Origin of the sequence: Oceaniglobus ichthyenteri (assembly GCF_003057885.1) — a bacterium.
GTDB classification, from domain to species: Bacteria; Pseudomonadota; Alphaproteobacteria; order Rhodobacterales; family Rhodobacteraceae; genus Oceaniglobus; species Oceaniglobus ichthyenteri.
Map to the genome: position 1 here is coordinate 340,561 of NZ_QAGK01000001.1, position 15,220 is coordinate 355,780.

The 15,220-nt window shown below is 59.6% G+C and carries 14 protein-coding genes; 9 read left to right on the forward strand and 5 right to left on the reverse strand.

The genetic code is table 11. From position 1 onward, the window contains the following. Positions 1-5: 5 nt before the first annotated feature. A complete protein-coding gene (locus C8265_RS19365; RefSeq protein WP_164512232.1) occupies positions 6-161 on the reverse strand; it encodes an RSP_7527 family protein in 156 nt (51 codons plus the stop codon). Positions 162-348: 187 nt separating this feature from the next. Between C8265_RS19365 and edd the strand changes: the two genes are divergently transcribed. Next, complete coding sequence (gene edd, locus C8265_RS01570) at positions 349-2,154, forward strand: phosphogluconate dehydratase (protein WP_108482207.1); 1,806 nt, start codon at positions 349-351, stop codon at positions 2,152-2,154. Positions 2,155-2,289: 135 nt separating this feature from the next. Then, the gene (gene eda, locus C8265_RS01575; protein WP_108482208.1) at positions 2,290-2,931 is read left to right on the forward strand and encodes a bifunctional 4-hydroxy-2-oxoglutarate aldolase/2-dehydro-3-deoxy-phosphogluconate aldolase; all 642 of its coding nucleotides are present in this window, start codon (positions 2,290-2,292) and stop codon (positions 2,929-2,931) included. Here the strand turns inward: eda and C8265_RS01580 are convergent. The 3 genes from C8265_RS01580 to C8265_RS01590 form a co-directional block, all read right to left on the reverse strand. After that, entirely contained in the window at positions 2,920-3,195 is a 276-nt protein-coding gene (locus C8265_RS01580) for a hypothetical protein (protein ID WP_108482209.1), read from the reverse strand. The two genes, eda and C8265_RS01580, sit on opposite strands and share 12 nt — an antisense overlap. 31 nt (positions 3,196-3,226) lie before the next feature. After that, positions 3,227-6,019, reverse strand: a complete 2,793-nt coding sequence (gene glnE / locus C8265_RS01585) for a bifunctional [glutamate--ammonia ligase]-adenylyl-L-tyrosine phosphorylase/[glutamate--ammonia-ligase] adenylyltransferase (protein WP_108482210.1) — start codon at positions 6,017-6,019, stop codon at positions 3,227-3,229. Between the two features lie 66 nt (positions 6,020-6,085). Further along, complete coding sequence (locus C8265_RS01590; RefSeq protein ID WP_108482211.1) at positions 6,086-6,847, reverse strand: DeoR/GlpR family DNA-binding transcription regulator; 762 nt, start codon at positions 6,845-6,847, stop codon at positions 6,086-6,088. Positions 6,848-7,102: 255 nt separating this feature from the next. Here C8265_RS01590 and glpD point away from each other — a divergent pair, with 255 nt between their 5' ends. The 7 genes from glpD (at position 7,103) to C8265_RS01625 (ending at position 14,727) form a co-directional block, all read left to right on the forward strand. Next, positions 7,103-8,695, forward strand: coding sequence for a glycerol-3-phosphate dehydrogenase (gene glpD, locus C8265_RS01595; protein ID WP_108482212.1), 1,593 nt, complete (start codon positions 7,103-7,105; stop codon positions 8,693-8,695). A gap of 10 nt (positions 8,696-8,705) precedes the next feature. Then, entirely contained in the window at positions 8,706-9,788 is a 1,083-nt protein-coding gene (locus tag C8265_RS01600) for an ABC transporter ATP-binding protein (protein ID WP_108482504.1), read from the forward strand. Continuing rightward, a complete protein-coding gene (locus C8265_RS01605; RefSeq protein WP_108482213.1) occupies positions 9,788-10,873 on the forward strand; it encodes an ABC transporter ATP-binding protein in 1,086 nt (361 codons plus the stop codon). Before C8265_RS01600 ends, C8265_RS01605 begins: the two co-directional genes overlap by 1 nt. Continuing rightward, complete coding sequence (locus C8265_RS01610; RefSeq protein WP_108482214.1) at positions 10,870-11,742, forward strand: carbohydrate ABC transporter permease; 873 nt, start codon at positions 10,870-10,872, stop codon at positions 11,740-11,742. The genes C8265_RS01605 and C8265_RS01610 overlap by 4 nt, the downstream gene beginning before the upstream one ends. 46 nt (positions 11,743-11,788) lie before the next feature. Then, entirely contained in the window at positions 11,789-12,628 is an 840-nt protein-coding gene (locus C8265_RS01615) for a carbohydrate ABC transporter permease (protein ID WP_108482505.1), read from the forward strand. A gap of 36 nt (positions 12,629-12,664) precedes the next feature. Further along, positions 12,665-12,940, forward strand: coding sequence for a DUF2160 domain-containing protein (locus C8265_RS01620; RefSeq protein WP_108482215.1), 276 nt, complete (start codon positions 12,665-12,667; stop codon positions 12,938-12,940). Between the two features lie 77 nt (positions 12,941-13,017). Then, positions 13,018-14,727 carry an ABC transporter substrate-binding protein gene (locus C8265_RS01625; RefSeq protein WP_206050226.1) on the forward strand — a complete coding sequence of 570 codons (1,710 nt, stop codon included), beginning with the start codon at positions 13,018-13,020 and terminating at the stop codon, positions 14,725-14,727. Here the strand turns inward: C8265_RS01625 and C8265_RS01630 are convergent. Continuing rightward, entirely contained in the window at positions 14,721-15,152 is a 432-nt protein-coding gene (locus C8265_RS01630) for a hypothetical protein (RefSeq protein ID WP_108482216.1), read from the reverse strand. The genes C8265_RS01625 and C8265_RS01630 overlap by 7 nt on opposite strands. Between the last annotated feature and the right edge of the window lie 68 nt (positions 15,153-15,220).

The following is a 15,220-nucleotide window of genomic DNA, read 5'->3' on the forward strand; positions in this document are numbered from 1 at the left end:
AGGGCTTAGCCCTGTTGTTGCACGACCTGTGCGGGTTTGACGGCGAAACGGGTCGCAACCCACAGTCTGAGCGTTTGAAATCCGTCGCCGATCACCTTGGCACGCAGGGCGCGGGCCTGTGCTTCGACGATGTGCAAGTCCTGAGATTTGAGATGTGTCATGATTACTGCCTTATTGGTTGGTTCCTTGGTGATCTAGGCTTCGCCCCAACGCGCCACCACCACCAAAGGCGCAAGGCCGCCATGCACGGCGCGCAACTGCGCGAATATCGCGCTACCCCCTTTTGTTAGCGCTAAACCTGCTGTAAGAAGGCCCCAAACACAGATTATCGCAGCGAAAGGTCATCCAATGTCGCTTAGCCCTGTTATTGCCAAAGTCACCGACCGTATTATCGAACGCAGCCGGGCCGCGCGCGGCACATATCTTGACCGTATGGCACAGGCCGCAGAAGACGGTCCGCGCCGCGCCCACCTGACCTGTGGCAATCAGGCCCACGCCTTTGCCGCAATGGGCGCGGACAAGGGCACATTGGTGGCCGAGCGCGCGCCAAACCTGGGGATCGTGACCGCCTATAACGATATGCTGTCAGCGCATCAGCCATTTGAAACCTATCCTGATAAAATCCGCGCCGCCGCCCGCTCGGTCGGGGCCACGGCCCAGGTTTCGGGCGGTGTTCCGGCCATGTGCGATGGCGTCACACAGGGGCAGGCCGGCATGGAACTGTCGCTGTTTTCGCGCGATGTGATCGCCCTGGCGGCGGGAATTTCCCTGTCTCACAACACTTACGACGCCGCCGTTTATCTGGGCGTGTGCGATAAAATCGTGCCGGGGCTGGTGATTGCGGCGGCGACGTTTGGGTATATTCCGGCGCTGTTCATCCCCGCCGGGCCGATGGTCAGCGGTCTGCCCAACGATGAAAAGGCCAAGGTGCGCCAACAATTTGCCGCTGGCGAGGTGGGGCGCGATGCGTTGATGCAGGCGGAGATGGACAGTTACCATGGCCCCGGCACCTGTACGTTTTACGGCACCGCCAACAGCAATCAGATGTTGATGGAATTCATGGGTCTGCACCTGCCCGGCAGCAGCTTTGTCAACCCAAACACCCCCCTGCGCGAAGCCTTGACCGAGGCGGCCACCAAACGCGCACTGGAAATCACCGCCCTGGGCAATGATTATCGCCCCGTGTCCGACATTCTGGATGAAAAGGCGATTGTGAATGGCATCGTCGGGCTGATGGCCACGGGGGGCTCAACCAACCTGATCATCCACCTGCCCGCCATGGCGCGCGCGGCGGGCGTATTGCTTGACCTGTCCGACTTCGCCGAAATCTCCGAGGCGGTGCCGCTGATGGCCAAGGTTTATCCAAATGGCTTGGCCGATGTGAACCATTTTCATGCGGCCGGTGGTCTGGGGTATATCATCGGCGATTTGCTGGATCAGGGTCTGTTGCATCCCGATACTAAAACCGTGGCCGGCGACGGGCTGTCACTATATTCGCAAGAGCCAAAGTTGAAAGACGGCGTGCTGACGTGGGAACCGGGCACAAAAGAAACCCTGAACGACAAGATCCTGCGCCCGGCCCGCGATCCGTTCAAATCAACCGGCGGGACCAAGGATCTGAACGGCAATCTGGGCCGCGGCGTGATGAAAGTGTCTGCCGTCGCGCCCGAACGCCACATCATTGAGGCACCGTGCCGCATTTTTGACGATCAGCGCGATGTGAAACCGGCGTTTCAACGGGGTGAATTCACCCAGGACACGGTGATCGTGGTGCGGTTTCAGGGGCCGCGCGCCAATGGGATGCCGGAACTTCACTCCCTCACCCCCACCCTTGCCGTGCTGCAGGATCGCGGGCTCAGGGTCGCACTGGTCACCGATGGCCGGATGTCGGGCGCATCGGGCAAGGTGCCGTCGGCCATCCATGTTTCCCCCGAGGCGGCCTTGGGCGGCCCACTGGCACGTTTGCGCGATGGCGATGTCGTGCGCGTCGATGCCACGGCGGGCACCCTCGATGTGATCGGCGTCGATCTAAGCACGCGCGAACCGGTCACCGCCGATCTGTCGGCCAATGGCCACGGGGTGGGGCGCGAATTATTCGAAGTGTTCCGCCAGAATGTCGGCCTGGCCAGTGATGGCGCAGGGGTGGTTGTATAACACATCAATCCTGTGCCCTACTGAAACGACAGGCGGCCCCTTTCCCTATCTGACGCCTGTGTTTTTTCTTGCTAAAAATATCCCCGCCGGAGGCTCCTGCCCCCTCGTTTCTTTCAAACGTTCAGGATCAAAAGAATGACCCCAGAAACCGCCTCGCAAAAAGCTGCTGAAATCTGCCGCATGGCCCCGGTCGTGCCGGTTTTGGTGATTGATGATGCCGCCCTTGCCTTCGATCTGGCCACCGCGCTGGTCAAGGGCGGTCTGCCCGCGCTCGAGGTCACCTTGCGCACGCCCGCCGCACTTGAGGCCATTGCCGAAATGGCGCGGGTTGGCGGCGGCGTTGTGGGTGCGGGCACCTTGCTGACCCCGGGTGATGTTCAGGCGGCCGTTGATGCGGGGGCAACATTCGGGGTGTCGCCCGGCGCGACCGATCGTCTGCTGGACGCCTGCGAAGAGGCCGGCCTGCCGCTGTTGCCCGGTGCTGCCACCGCATCCGAGGCAATGGCATTGTTGGAACGCGGCTATACCACTCAAAAATTCTTTCCCGCCGAGGCGAATGGCGGGGTTCCCGCGCTCAAAGCCATCGGCGCGCCGATTCCACAGGTAAAATTCTGCCCGACCGGCGGTGTCAGCCTGAAAAACGCGCGCGATTACCTTGCCCTGTCCAACACCATTTGTGTCGGTGGCAGTTGGGTCGCGCCCAAAGATCTGTTGGCCGCAAAAGATTGGGACGGGATCGAGGCATTGGCGCGCGAGGCGGCCGCCTTAGCTGGATAAGCGTCGCGCGCCGCGCCAACCGCCCCGCCGCGTTGGTTTTGGCGCGGCGATCAACCCGTCGCGCAACACGGCAGTCATCGGGTGATCGGGGTTGGCGTGTTCGTATTGCGCCAACATCCGGGTGATAACCGCCCGCATATCGGCGCCATCGGGCAGCGACAGCGCCCAATCCAGAAATATCGACCGGCATTCTTCCGGGCCAATACCCTCAATCTGATAACTTTCGCGGATTAAACCCTTGCGGTCGATATCGGTGCTGTCCATTGGCCTGCCCCTTTATTCTATACGCTTTGATCTAGGGCGCGGCATCCCGATTGCCAAGCATATCCGCCACGCATTTCGCCGCCTCGCCGGTGACTTGCGACAGATGGGCGATCAATTCGTCCAGATCGCCGCATCCGGTGTCGCGCAACACCAGCGCGATTCCCCCTGCGCCCAGTCTTTCGGGCACCAACGCACCGGGCAGCAACAGCCGCGATGCAACGTGCAACGCCCAAAGCTGCGCCTGTGCCCGGGTCAGCGTTTCGCACTGCTGCGCGCTCAACAATCCTGCGGTTTGCCCCGCCTGCAACTGCGCACCAACCCCCGCCATCGGCGCACCGGCCAACAGCGCACAGCACGACGCAACCAATTCGATATCCTGTAAACGGCCCGGCCCGGCGCGGGCATCGAGCGGGCCATCTGGGCTGCGCGCAGCGGCAAGGCGGGCACGCATATCGGCCACATCGGCGCAGACCGCAGCGCGATCATGGGCCCGGTCAAGGATCTCCCGGCGCAGACTTTCGACATCGGCGCACAGGCTGTCATCCCCGGCAATGGGCCGGGCGCGGGTCAGGGCCAGATGCTCCCATGTCCAGGCTTCGGTGCGTTGATACGCCTGAAACGCGCGCAAAGACGTGGCCACAGGCCCCTGACGGCCCGACGGGCGCAGGCGCATATCCACCTCATACAACCGCCCCTCGGCCATGGGGGCCGACAGCGCGGTGACCAGGGCCTGTGTCAGCCGGGCAAAATAGGGGCGCGTGCCCAAGGGGCGCGGCCCGTCCGATTCTTCGGCGCCGTCGGCATCATAAATCATGATCAGATCCAGGTCAGACCCGCTGTTCAAGCGCCGCGCGCCCAGACTGCCCATGCCCAGCACCATTGCGCCCCGCCCCGGCGGGGCCCCGTGTTTGACGGCAAATTGCGCCACGACCCGGGGCCAGATCACCGATACCACCGCGCCCGCCAGATCGGCATATTGCGTGCCAGCCTCCTCTGCCGTGATCAGATTGCGCAGGTGATGCACCCCGATACGAAACCGCCATTCCTTGGCCCAGGCGCGCAGCCGGTCAAGAATCGATTCATAATCGGTTATTCCGGCCAATTGCGCGGTGATATCCGCCTCTAACCCGTCCTGATCGGGCCAGGGTTCGAAAAATCCGCCCCCCAGCACACTATCCAGAACCTGGGCGTTGCGGGCCAGATAAGCGGCCAGATCCGGCGATGTGGCGACGATATCCACCACCAGATCAATCAGCTGCGGATTTGCTTCGAACAGGGCGAACAATTGCACGCCCGCTGGCAGGCCCTTCAAAAACCCGTCAAAATGCAACAGCGCCTGATCGGGGGCCGCACTTTTGGCCAATCGGCGCAACAGATCGGGGCGCAAGCGGCCAAAAATCTCTTGCGCGCGGGCCGAGCGTAGGGCGGGATAGCTGCGCCAGCGTTTCACGATATCTTGCTGATCAAGGCTGAGATCGGGTGTATCGGCCGTATCGCAGGGGTTTGGCGCAAAGAACCGTTCCGATATTTCGTGTACCCGGTCCAACCGTTCGGTCAGATCGGCGCGCAGATCAGACACGTCGCGATCCATCATCGCCGCAAGGCGCGCAAACCCGTCATCGGTCTGGGGCAGTTCGTGGGTTTGCTGATCGGCGATCATTTGCAGGCGGTGCTCAACCTCGCGGTGGGCGCGGTAATCATCGCCCAATGTATCGGCCACGTCCTGATCGACCCAGCCTGCCGCGACCAGCCGGTTCAACCCCTCCAGCGTGCCCCGCACCCTGAGCGACGGATCGCGCCCGCCCGCGATGATTTGCCGGGTCTGGGTAAAAAACTCGATCTCGCGGATGCCACCGCGGCCCAGTTTCATATCGTGCCCTTCCAGAATGATCGCCCCGCCCAATCCTTTGTGATCGCGGATGCGCAGGCGCATGTCGTGGGCATCCTGAATCGCCGCAAAATCAAGATGCCGCCGCCAGATGAAAGGGCGCAGATGTTCCAGATACCTTGCGCCCGCCGCCACATCGCCGGCACAGGGGCGCGCCTTGATATGGGCGGCCCTTTCCCATGTGCGGCCCAGGCTTTCGTAATACCGCTCGGCCGCCTCCATGCTAAGTGCGACAGGCGTGACCGACGGATCGGGGCGCAACCGCAGATCGGTGCGAAACACATAGCCATCGCCGGTGACATCCGACAGCAACGTGGCCATCGCCCGGGTGGCGCGCACGAAACCGGGGCGGGCCTCCATGAATGTGTGGGGGTCAAAGCGCGAGTCATCAATCAGGCAGATCAGATCGATATCCGAGGAATAATTCAACTCGTGTGCGCCCATCTTGCCCATGGCCAGGGCACACAGCCCCCCCGCCACCGCAAGATCGGTGTCGGTCACACCGGGCAGTTTGCCACGCGCATGTTGCGCGCCGATACAGGCGCGCAGGGCGCGGTCAGTGGCCAGATCGGCAAAGCGCGACAAGGCATCTGTAACATCATCCAGGGGCCAGACACCGCCCAGATCCGCAAGGGCAATCAACAGCGCCGCGCGGCGTTTGCCCTGACGCAGGCCGGTTTTCAAATCGCCATCGGCCAAGGCGCGCACCCAATCAAGCAGATCGTCAAAGGCGGTTTCCGGATCAACCGACAGTGCGGCGCGCAGCCACTCGGCCTCGCGGGTGATCAGGCCGCGCAAATACGGGCTGCACCCGGCGGTGCCATGCAGCAGCGCGTGCAATTCGGGCGGCAGATCGCGGAGCGGTGCCAGGGTTTCATCGGCGCGGTCCCGATTGAACGGGCGCGGCGTGCGGGTGATGCGGGCGGCAAATGTCATGGCGCGACGCTGGGCGAGACAGGGCGCGGCGTCAAGCCTTGGCAGGATGCGCGTGCGGTTTTGGGGTCAGTCGCCGATGATGACCCGCGTGTTCCAATCGCGACAGCGCGCCGCCAGCGTGGCATCAAGCGGGCGATCGGTGACAAAGGTGTCGATCTCTTTCAGCGTGGCGATGCGGGCGGGGGCGTTGCGTTTGAATTTCGAATGATCCGCCACGAGAATCTTGCGCCGTGAGCGGGTCAGAATGGCCTGACTTACCCCCACCTCCTGCACGTCGAAATCAAGGATATCACCATCAACATCCATCGCTGAACAGCCGATCACGCCGATATCGAATTTGAACTGGCGGATCGTGGCCGTGGTGATATCGCCGGTCAAACCGCCATCAGATTGGCGCAATGATCCGCCGGTGACGATCACATTGCAATTTGGATTGCTCGCCAGAATATTGGCGACATTCATGTTATTGGTCACCACCAACAGGTTGCGGTGATGGATCAGCGCGTTCGCCACCGCCTCGGTGCTGGTGCCGATGTTCAGAAACACGGCGCAATCCTCGGGGATACAGGCGGCACAGGCGCGCGCCATCGCGGCCTTTGCATCGGAATTCAAACTGCGCCGCTCATCATAGGCGATATTGTTCGTTCCCGATGGCAGAACCGCGCCGCCATGCACCCGCTCAAGGCGCCCCGCTTCGGCAAGATCCGACAGATCGCGGCGGATCGTCTGCTGTGTCACGCCGAAATGTGACGACAGGCCCTCAACCGTCACTTTGCCGTCGCGGCGCGCAATATCAAGGATTTCGGGGTATCGAATCGCCTGCGACATACCATGGTCCATGAGTTGCGTGGGTCTGCGCGCCCACGTTCGCCACTGTGCTATTATTTTCGCTTTCTGACAAGGCGGCGCCAGGATTCGAAGACTTTTCCGCCGATTTTGCCAAATCCTGCGCTTGCGACCGCTTGAAAACCCAACAAATTCAATCCTTAGGCACAAATACGAATAAAACCGAAAATATATATTGTTCTTTTTTGCCCGCTTTGCTTAGATACAAACATAAACCGAAGACTTGGGAGGGTCTGCGTGACTGAGGGAGAAGACACCTGCGATTTACTGGTGATCGGCGGCGGCGTGAATGGCTGTGCCATCGCACGTGACGCATCGGGGCGCGGTTTGTCTGTTGTTCTGGCGGAAATGTCGGACCTGGCCTCGGCCACTTCTTCGGCATCAACCAAGCTGTTTCACGGTGGGTTGCGGTATCTGGAATATTTCGAATTTCGGCTGGTACGCGAAAGCCTGATTGAGCGCGAGACACTGTTGCGCGCCATGCCGCATATTTCCTGGCCAATGCGGTTCGTTCTGCCGTTGCACCCCGGAATGCGGTTTGACAGTGATACCCCGACCAGCCGTCTGATGAACATTGTGATGCCGTGGATGCGGGGCCGTCGGCCCGCCTGGCTGATCCGTCTGGGGCTGTTTTTATACGATATCATGGGCGGGCGGCAGATTTTGCCCGCAACCTCGAATGTTGATCTGACCCATGCCCCCGAAGGCGCGCCCCTGCGTGCTGAGTTGCGCCGGGCCTATGAATATTCCGACTGTTGGATCGAAGATTCACGTCTCGTGGTTTTGACCGCACGCGACGCCGAAGCCCGCGGCACACGTATTTTCACCCGCAACCGCGTTGTTTCGGCCAAAGAACAGGACGGCGGTTGGTGTGTCACCATGAGAGACACCGAAACAGGTGCAGATCGCACCGTGCGCGCCCGCATGGTTGTGAATGCGGCGGGCCCATGGGTGGCACATGTTCTTGGCAGCGTCGTGCGTTCCAACAGCACCGATGGTGTGCGCCTTGTGCGGGGCAGTCACATCGTCACCCGGCGGCTGTTTGACCATGACAAATGTTATTTCTTTCAGGGCGGCGATGGGCGGATCGTGTTCGCGATTCCATATGAAACCGATTTCACCCTGATTGGCACCACCGATCTGGACCATGAAAACCCCGATATCGCCCCGGTCTGCACCCCCGAAGAACAGCAATATCTGGTGAATTTCGTCAACGGCTATCTTAAACAGCCGATTTCGGTTGATGATATCGTCTGGACCTATTCGGGCGTGCGGCCCCTGCACGAAGACGGGGCATCCTCGGCCACGGCGGCCACGCGGGATTACACGCTGAAAATCGACCGCAGCCTTGGCGCGCCGGTGCTGAATATTTTTGGCGGTAAAATCACCACCCACCGCCGCTTGGCCGAAAGCGCGCTGTCGCTGATCGGTGAGGAATTCAAGGGGTTGCGCGGGCCATGGACGGCGGGCGTTGCATTGCCGGGGGGCGATTTTCCGGTTGATGGCGTGCCCGCCCTGATCGCTGATTTGCGCGCCGCCCACTCTTTTGTTGACGAAACCTGGGCGCGGCGCATGATCCGGGCCTATGGCACCGAGGCGCGCGAAATCCTGGCGGGTGCAGACAGCAAAGCGGCCATGGGGCGTGATTTTGGCGCAAACCTGACCGAGGCCGAGGTGATATGGTTGATGGATCGCGAATATGCGCGCACCGCCGAAGATGTGCTGTGGCGACGTGGCAAACTGGGCTTGCGGTTGACGCAGGATCAGGCAACGGCGCTGGATGGATACATGGCGCAACGCCGCGCACAGCGCGCGCAAGCGGCGGAATAAGGGGCAAGGTATGACACTGGAATTGCAAGGTTTGACACATGTGGTGGGGGGGCGCACCCATATCCACGACACGTCACTTACCCTTGAAAAGGGCACGATGAACGTTTTGCTTGGGCCAACCCTGTCGGGCAAGACATCGCTGATGCGGCTGATGGCGGGGCTGGATACCCCCACCACCGGGCGGATCATCTGGAACGGCGAAGATGTGACCGGGCAGCGGGTGCAAGACCGCAAAATCGCCATGGTGTATCAGCAATTCATCAATTACCCCTCGATGACGGTGTATGACAATATCGCCTCGCCGATGAAACTGCTTGGCATTGACCGGGCCGAAATTGCTCGTCGGGTGAAAGAAACCGCCGAACTGATGCGCCTGACGCCGATGCTGCAACGCAAGCCTTTGGAACTGTCGGGCGGGCAGCAACAGCGCTGCGCGCTGGCCCGGGCGCTGGTGAAAAACGCCGGTCTGGTGTTGCTTGATGAACCGTTGGCCAATCTCGATTACAAGCTGCGCGAAGAATTGCGCGCCGAAATTCCGAAAATATTCGAAAAATCCGGTTCGATTTTCGTTTACGCCACCACCGAACCGGAAGAGGCGCTTTTGCTGGGCGGCAATTGCGCCACCCTGTGGGAGGGCCGCGTGACCCAGTTTGGCCCCACATCCGAGGTTTATCGCAAACCCGCCGATGCCACCACGGCGCGGGTGTTTTCCGACCCGCCGATGAATTTTCTCAATGTGGAAAAACGAGGCGAAACCATGCGCCATGGCAAGGATGATTTTTCCGCTGCCGCCCTTGGCCGCCACCTGCCCGATGGCAGATATCTGGCCGGATTCCGCCCCAACCATTTAAAGTTGGACCCGTCCGATGGCGCGATCCGGTTCGACACCACATTGAACGTGACCGAAATCACCGGATCGGAAACCTTTGTGCATCTTGATCATGGCACCGAACGTTGGGTCGGGCTTATCCACGGATTGCGCGATCTGAAACCGGGGCAGGATCTGCCGGTGTATCTTGATCCGTCACGAATTTATCTTTTTGCCGAGGATGGCGCGCTTGTCGCTTCGGCGGCATATGCGGAGGCGGCGTAATGGCGCGGATTACCCTGGATAACCTGGCGCATTCCTATTTGCCCAATCCCACCACCGAAGATGATTTTGCCCTGAAAGAGCTGAATCACGATTGGACCGATGGCGAGGCTTATGCGCTGTTGGGCGCCTCGGGCTGTGGCAAATCCACCCTGCTCAACATCATTTCCGGCCTTCTGATTCCATCGCAAGGGCGGGTTTTGTTTGACGGGGTCGATATGACAACCGCGCCGACGGCCGATCGCAACATCGCGCAGGTGTTTCAGTTTCCCGTGGTTTACGACACGATGACGGTGCGCGAAAATCTCGCGTTTCCGTTGAAAAACCGCAAGTTGGAGACGGCCGAAATTGCCCGGCGGGTGCAAAAGGTCAGCGCGATGATCGGCATGGACAACGAACTGGACCGCAAGGCGCGCGGCCTGACCGCAGATGCCAAGCAAAAGATCAGCCTGGGCCGGGGCATGGTGCGCGAAGATGTGAACGCGCTGTTGTTTGACGAACCCCTGACCGTGATCGACCCGCATATGAAATGGGAATTGCGCACGCAGTTGAAAAAGCTGCATCAGGATTTCGGCCACACGATGATCTATGTCACCCATGACCAGACCGAAGCGTTGACCTTTGCCGACAAGGTTGTGGTGATGCACGGCGGCCGGGTGGTGCAGATTGGCACGCCGCAGGATTTGTTTGAACGTCCGGCCCATACGTTTGTGGGCTATTTCATCGGCTCACCGGGCATGAACCTGTTTGATGCGACGTTGAACGGCACACAGGCCCGGATTGGCGATGCGACGGTGGATCTGGGCAAATCCTATGCCGCCAGCGGACGCACCCAGATCGGTGTGCGGCCCGAATTCATCCGCCTGCACGCAGGCGGCAGCGGCATACCGGCGCGGATTGACCGGGTGGAAGACGTGGGCCGCCACAAGATCGTGCGCCTAAGCGTGAACGGCACCGAAATCAGCGCCATCGCCGGCGAAGGCGACGAAATTCCCGCAGGGACCGACCGGATCAGTTTCGCCCCCGAGGGGATCAACGTTTATGCCGACGACTGGCGCGTCGCGGCCACAGGGGAGGACGCAGCATGAACAAGACCGTCAACCAAAAGGCCTGGTTTCTGGTTTTACCGGTGTTGGTGCTGGTGGCATTTTCCGCCGTAATCCCATTGATGACCGTGGTGAATTATTCGGTGCAAGACACCTTTGGGCAAAACGTGTTCTTTTGGGCCGGGCTGGATTGGTTCAAGGAGATGCTGGGCTCTGAACGGATGTGGAGCGCGCTGGGCCGCCAATTGATGTTCTCGGCGATCATTCTGGCGATTGAGGTGCCGTTGGGCATTTATGTTGCGCTTCACATGCCCAAAAGCGGTTTTTGGTCGTCGTTCTGTCTGGTCACGATGGCGCTGCCGCTGTTGATCCCCTGGAACGTGGTTGGCACGATCTGGCAGATCTTTGGCCGCGTCGATATCGGGCTGCTGGGCTATACGCTTGAGGCGCTGGGCATCGATTATAACTATACCCAGAACACGCTGGATGCCTGGATCACCGTGATCGTGATGGATGTGTGGCATTGGACATCATTGGTGGCATTGCTGGCCTTTGCCGGTCTGCGCTCGATCCCCGATGCCTATTATCAGGCGGCCAAGATCGATCAGGCCAGCCGTTGGGCCGTGTTCCGTTATATCGAACTGCCGAAAATGGCGGGCGTGCTGATGATTGCGATCCTGCTGCGGTTCATGGACAGTTTCATGATCTATACCGAACCTTTCGTTCTCACCGGCGGCGGTCCGGGCAATGCCACCACCTTCCTGTCGATTGATCTGGTGAAAATGGCATTGGGGCAGTTTGATCTGGGTCCGGCGGCGGCATTCAGCCTGATGTATTTCCTGGTGATCCTGGCAATTTCCTGGGTGTTCTACACCGTGATGACCACACTTGACGCAAGAGAGGGCAAATAGCATGGCCGATACCGCAACCCCCGCCGTCGGCCCGGATCAGGCCAGCATGACCATTGAAAAACCGCGCACCACGTCGCGCCGGTTCCGCCCTTCGGGATCGGCGATGGTGATGGCGATTTACCTGCTGTTCCTGATGCTGCCGATCTATTGGCTGTTGAACATGAGCCTGAAAACCAACACCGAAATTCTGGGGTCGTTTTCGCTGTGGCCACAAAACCTGACCTTTGCGAACTACCAGAAAATCCTGACCGATCCCAGCTGGTACATGGGCTATGTCAACTCGCTGATCTATGTGGTGATGAATACGGTGATATCGCTGGCCGTTGCCCTGCCCGCCGCCTATGCGTTCAGCCGCTACAGCTTTACGGGTGACAAGCATCTGTTCTTTTGGCTGCTGACCAACCGGATGGCGCCGCCTGCCGTGTTCGCTTTGCCATTCTTTCAGCTGTATTCCTCGATCGGGCTGTTTGATACGCATATCGCGGTGGCTTTGGCCCATTGTCTGTTCAACGTGCCCTTGGCGGTCTGGATCCTTGAGGGGTTCATGCGCGGCGTGCCAAAGGAAATCGATGAAACGGCGTATATCGATGGCTATTCCTTCCCGCGCTTTTTCATCAAGATCTTTACCCCCCTGATCGCCAGCGGCATCGGCGTCGCCGCGTTCTTCTGTTTCATGTTTTCGTGGGTCGAACTGCTGTTGTCGCGCACCTTGACCAGCGTTGATGCAAAACCCATCGCCGCCACCATGACCCGCACCGTGGGCGCGGCGGGTGTTGATTGGGGTGTTCTGGCCGCTGCCGGAATGCTGACGATCGTTCCTGGCGCGCTCGTCATCTATTTCGTGCGCAATTACATTGCCAAGGGCTTTGCCCTGGGGCGGGTCTGATGGACCGCGCAAACCAAATCTGGAAAGGATCCCCCCATGCTTGACTGGATGGCCTGGACATGGCCCACGGCGGCGTTCTTCGGTGTGATCGCGCTGTTGCTGATCACCTTTACGGTGCTGGCGGTCAAATTTCCCGAAACGCCCCGCAAAGGGGTGTTGCAAATCGAAACCACACGCGGGGATCGTCTGTTTATCACGCTCCTCGGCTCGGCCTTTATCAATCTGATCTGGCTGGGTCTGGCGCTGGGTCCACAATACCTGGCGCTGCTTGTCTGTCTTGCCTTTGCCGCGGCGGTGTTTCGCTGGGTCTAGGCAGGCTGAATACCGATCCGGCGGTGGTTGCCGCAGGATCGGCCAAATCGAACCGTTCAAAAATGGGAGGAAACCAAATGAACGTTCTACTGAAATCATCCACTGCCCTGGGCCTTGCCCTGGGTCTGGTGGCCGGGCCGGCATTTGCCGACATGGAGGCCGCGAAATCGTTTCTTGACGCGGAAATCGGCGAGGTAACAACCCTGTCGCGCGCCGATCAGGAAGCGGAAATGCAGTGGTATATCGACGCCGCCAAGCCGTTTGAGGGCATGGAAATCAACGTGGTGTCCGAAACCATCACCACCCACGAATACGAATCCCAGGTTCTTGCCCCCGCCTTTACGGCGATCACCGGGATCAAGGTGAATCACGACCTGATCGGCGAAGGCGATGTGGTTGAAAAGCTGCAAACCCAGATGCAGTCGGGCGAAAACATCTATGATGCCTATGTCAACGATTCCGATCTGATCGGCACCCACTGGCGCTATCAGCAGGTGCGCAGCCTGACCGATTTCATGCAGAACGCCGGCGCCGATGTGACATCGCCGACCCTTGATCTGGATGATTTTATCGGTTTGCAATTCACCACATCACCCGATGGCGAATTGTACCAACTGCCAAGCCAGCAGTTCGCGAACCTTTATTGGTTCCGGTATGATTGGTTCAACAACGAAGAATTCAAAGCCGAATTCAAGGAAAAATACGGCTATGATCTGGGCGTGCCGGTCAACTGGTCCGCATACGAAGACATCGCCGAATTCTTTACCGGCAAAACCATCGATGGCCAGGAAGTCTATGGCAACATGGATTACGGCAAGAAAGACCCCAGCCTGGGTTGGCGTTATACGGACGCTTGGATGTCGATGGCCGGTATGGGCGACAAGGGCGAACCCAACGGTTTGCCAGTCGATGAATGGGGCATTCGGGTGAATGAAAACTCACAGCCCGTTGGCGCCTGTATGAACCGGGGTGGTGCCACCAATTCGCCTGCTGCGGTTTATGCCGTGAACAAGGCGATCAAGTGGTTGCAGGAATATTCGCCCCCCTCGGCCGCCGGCATGACATTCTCTGAGGCGGGGCCGGTTCCTGCACAGGGCAATATCGCGCAGCAGATGTTCATGTATACCACCTTTGTCGCGCCTCTGGTTGCGTCGGATGCGGTGATGAACGAAGACGGCACACCGAAATGGCGCCTCGCCCCCTCGCCCCACGGCGTGTATTGGGAGGACGGCATGAAAGTGGGCTATCAGGACGTGGGATCATGGACGATCATGAAATCCACCCCCGAAGACCGCGCCAAGGCCGCCTGGCTGTACGCGCAGTTCGTGACATCGAAAACCGTGGATGTGAAAAAGGCCGATGTGGGCCTGACCTTTATCCGCGAATCCACCATCAATTCGGATCACTTTACGGACCGGGCGAAAAACCTGGGTGGTCTGGTTGAATTCTATCGCTCGCCCGCCCGCACACAGTGGTCGCCGACCGGTACGAACGTGCCCGACTATCCAAAGCTGGCACAGCTGTGGTGGCAAAACATCGGCGATGCAATGTCAGGCGCAAAAGACGCCAAAGGCGCGCTGGACCAGTTGTGTGCCGACATGGAAAACGTGATGTCACGTCTGGAACGGGCCGGCATTCAGGGTGATCTGGGTCCAAAGCTGAACGATCAGGAATCCGATCAGTTCTGGTTGGAGCAGGCCGGCGCCCCCAAGCCCGCGCTTGAAAACGAAGACGAAGAGCCAATGACCGTCAGCTATGATGAGCTGATCAAGTCCTGGAATCAGTAAAACCTGATCCCTTTTTGTCTGACGGGGGTGCGCATTATTTGCGCACCCTTTTTTGCATTCATCACCCCCGCCTTACGGCCTGAATTGATCGAACCCTTGTGAATAAGGGTGAGTAGGTTACGAATGAGCTTCGGCCCGGACATTTTGTGATCATGTGGGCCATCAACGACACCGCGGCAAAGCTGATCGGCCCGCTTTCCCCCGCCACACAGTTGACCATCACAGCCAAGCCCCGCCACACCGGCACCGGACCGCTGCATTCCGAAAAGACAGACCATGGCCAGAGGCAACAACAGCAGCAAACGTGGCAATAAGGAAGCCAAGAAACCAAAGCCGGAAAAAAGGTAAGATAACGAATTGAAATCGCCGCGCCCGGGCAACATTCGGGCGCGGCTTTCTGCGCGATCACGGGCATTCGTGATCATGCACTGGCCCATGCGGCCAATTGCCTCTCCCATTCCATCCATCAGTGTCGGCAGGGCCGAAATCTGCG

Coding starts and splice junctions, on each gene's coding strand:
- edd (WP_108482207.1), top strand. CDS start 349: ATGTCGCTTAGCCCTGTTATTGCCAAAGTCACCGACCGTATTATCGAA.
- C8265_RS01580 (WP_108482209.1), bottom strand. CDS start 3,195: ATGGACAGCACCGATATCGACCGCAAGGGTTTAATCCGCGAAAGTTAT.
- C8265_RS01600 (WP_108482504.1), top strand. CDS start 8,706: ATGACACTGGAATTGCAAGGTTTGACACATGTGGTGGGGGGGCGCACC.
- C8265_RS01615 (WP_108482505.1), top strand. CDS start 11,789: ATGACCATTGAAAAACCGCGCACCACGTCGCGCCGGTTCCGCCCTTCG.
- C8265_RS19365 (WP_164512232.1), bottom strand. CDS start 161: ATGACACATCTCAAATCTCAGGACTTGCACATCGTCGAAGCACAGGCC.
- C8265_RS01630 (WP_108482216.1), bottom strand. CDS start 15,152: ATGATCACGAATGCCCGTGATCGCGCAGAAAGCCGCGCCCGAATGTTG.
- eda (WP_108482208.1), top strand. CDS start 2,290: ATGACCCCAGAAACCGCCTCGCAAAAAGCTGCTGAAATCTGCCGCATG.
- C8265_RS01625 (WP_206050226.1), top strand. CDS start 13,018: ATGAACGTTCTACTGAAATCATCCACTGCCCTGGGCCTTGCCCTGGGT.
- C8265_RS01590 (WP_108482211.1), bottom strand. CDS start 6,847: ATGTCGCAGGCGATTCGATACCCCGAAATCCTTGATATTGCGCGCCGC.
- glnE (WP_108482210.1), bottom strand. CDS start 6,019: ATGACATTTGCCGCCCGCATCACCCGCACGCCGCGCCCGTTCAATCGG.
- C8265_RS01610 (WP_108482214.1), top strand. CDS start 10,870: ATGAACAAGACCGTCAACCAAAAGGCCTGGTTTCTGGTTTTACCGGTG.
- C8265_RS01605 (WP_108482213.1), top strand. CDS start 9,788: ATGGCGCGGATTACCCTGGATAACCTGGCGCATTCCTATTTGCCCAAT.
- C8265_RS01620 (WP_108482215.1), top strand. CDS start 12,665: ATGCTTGACTGGATGGCCTGGACATGGCCCACGGCGGCGTTCTTCGGT.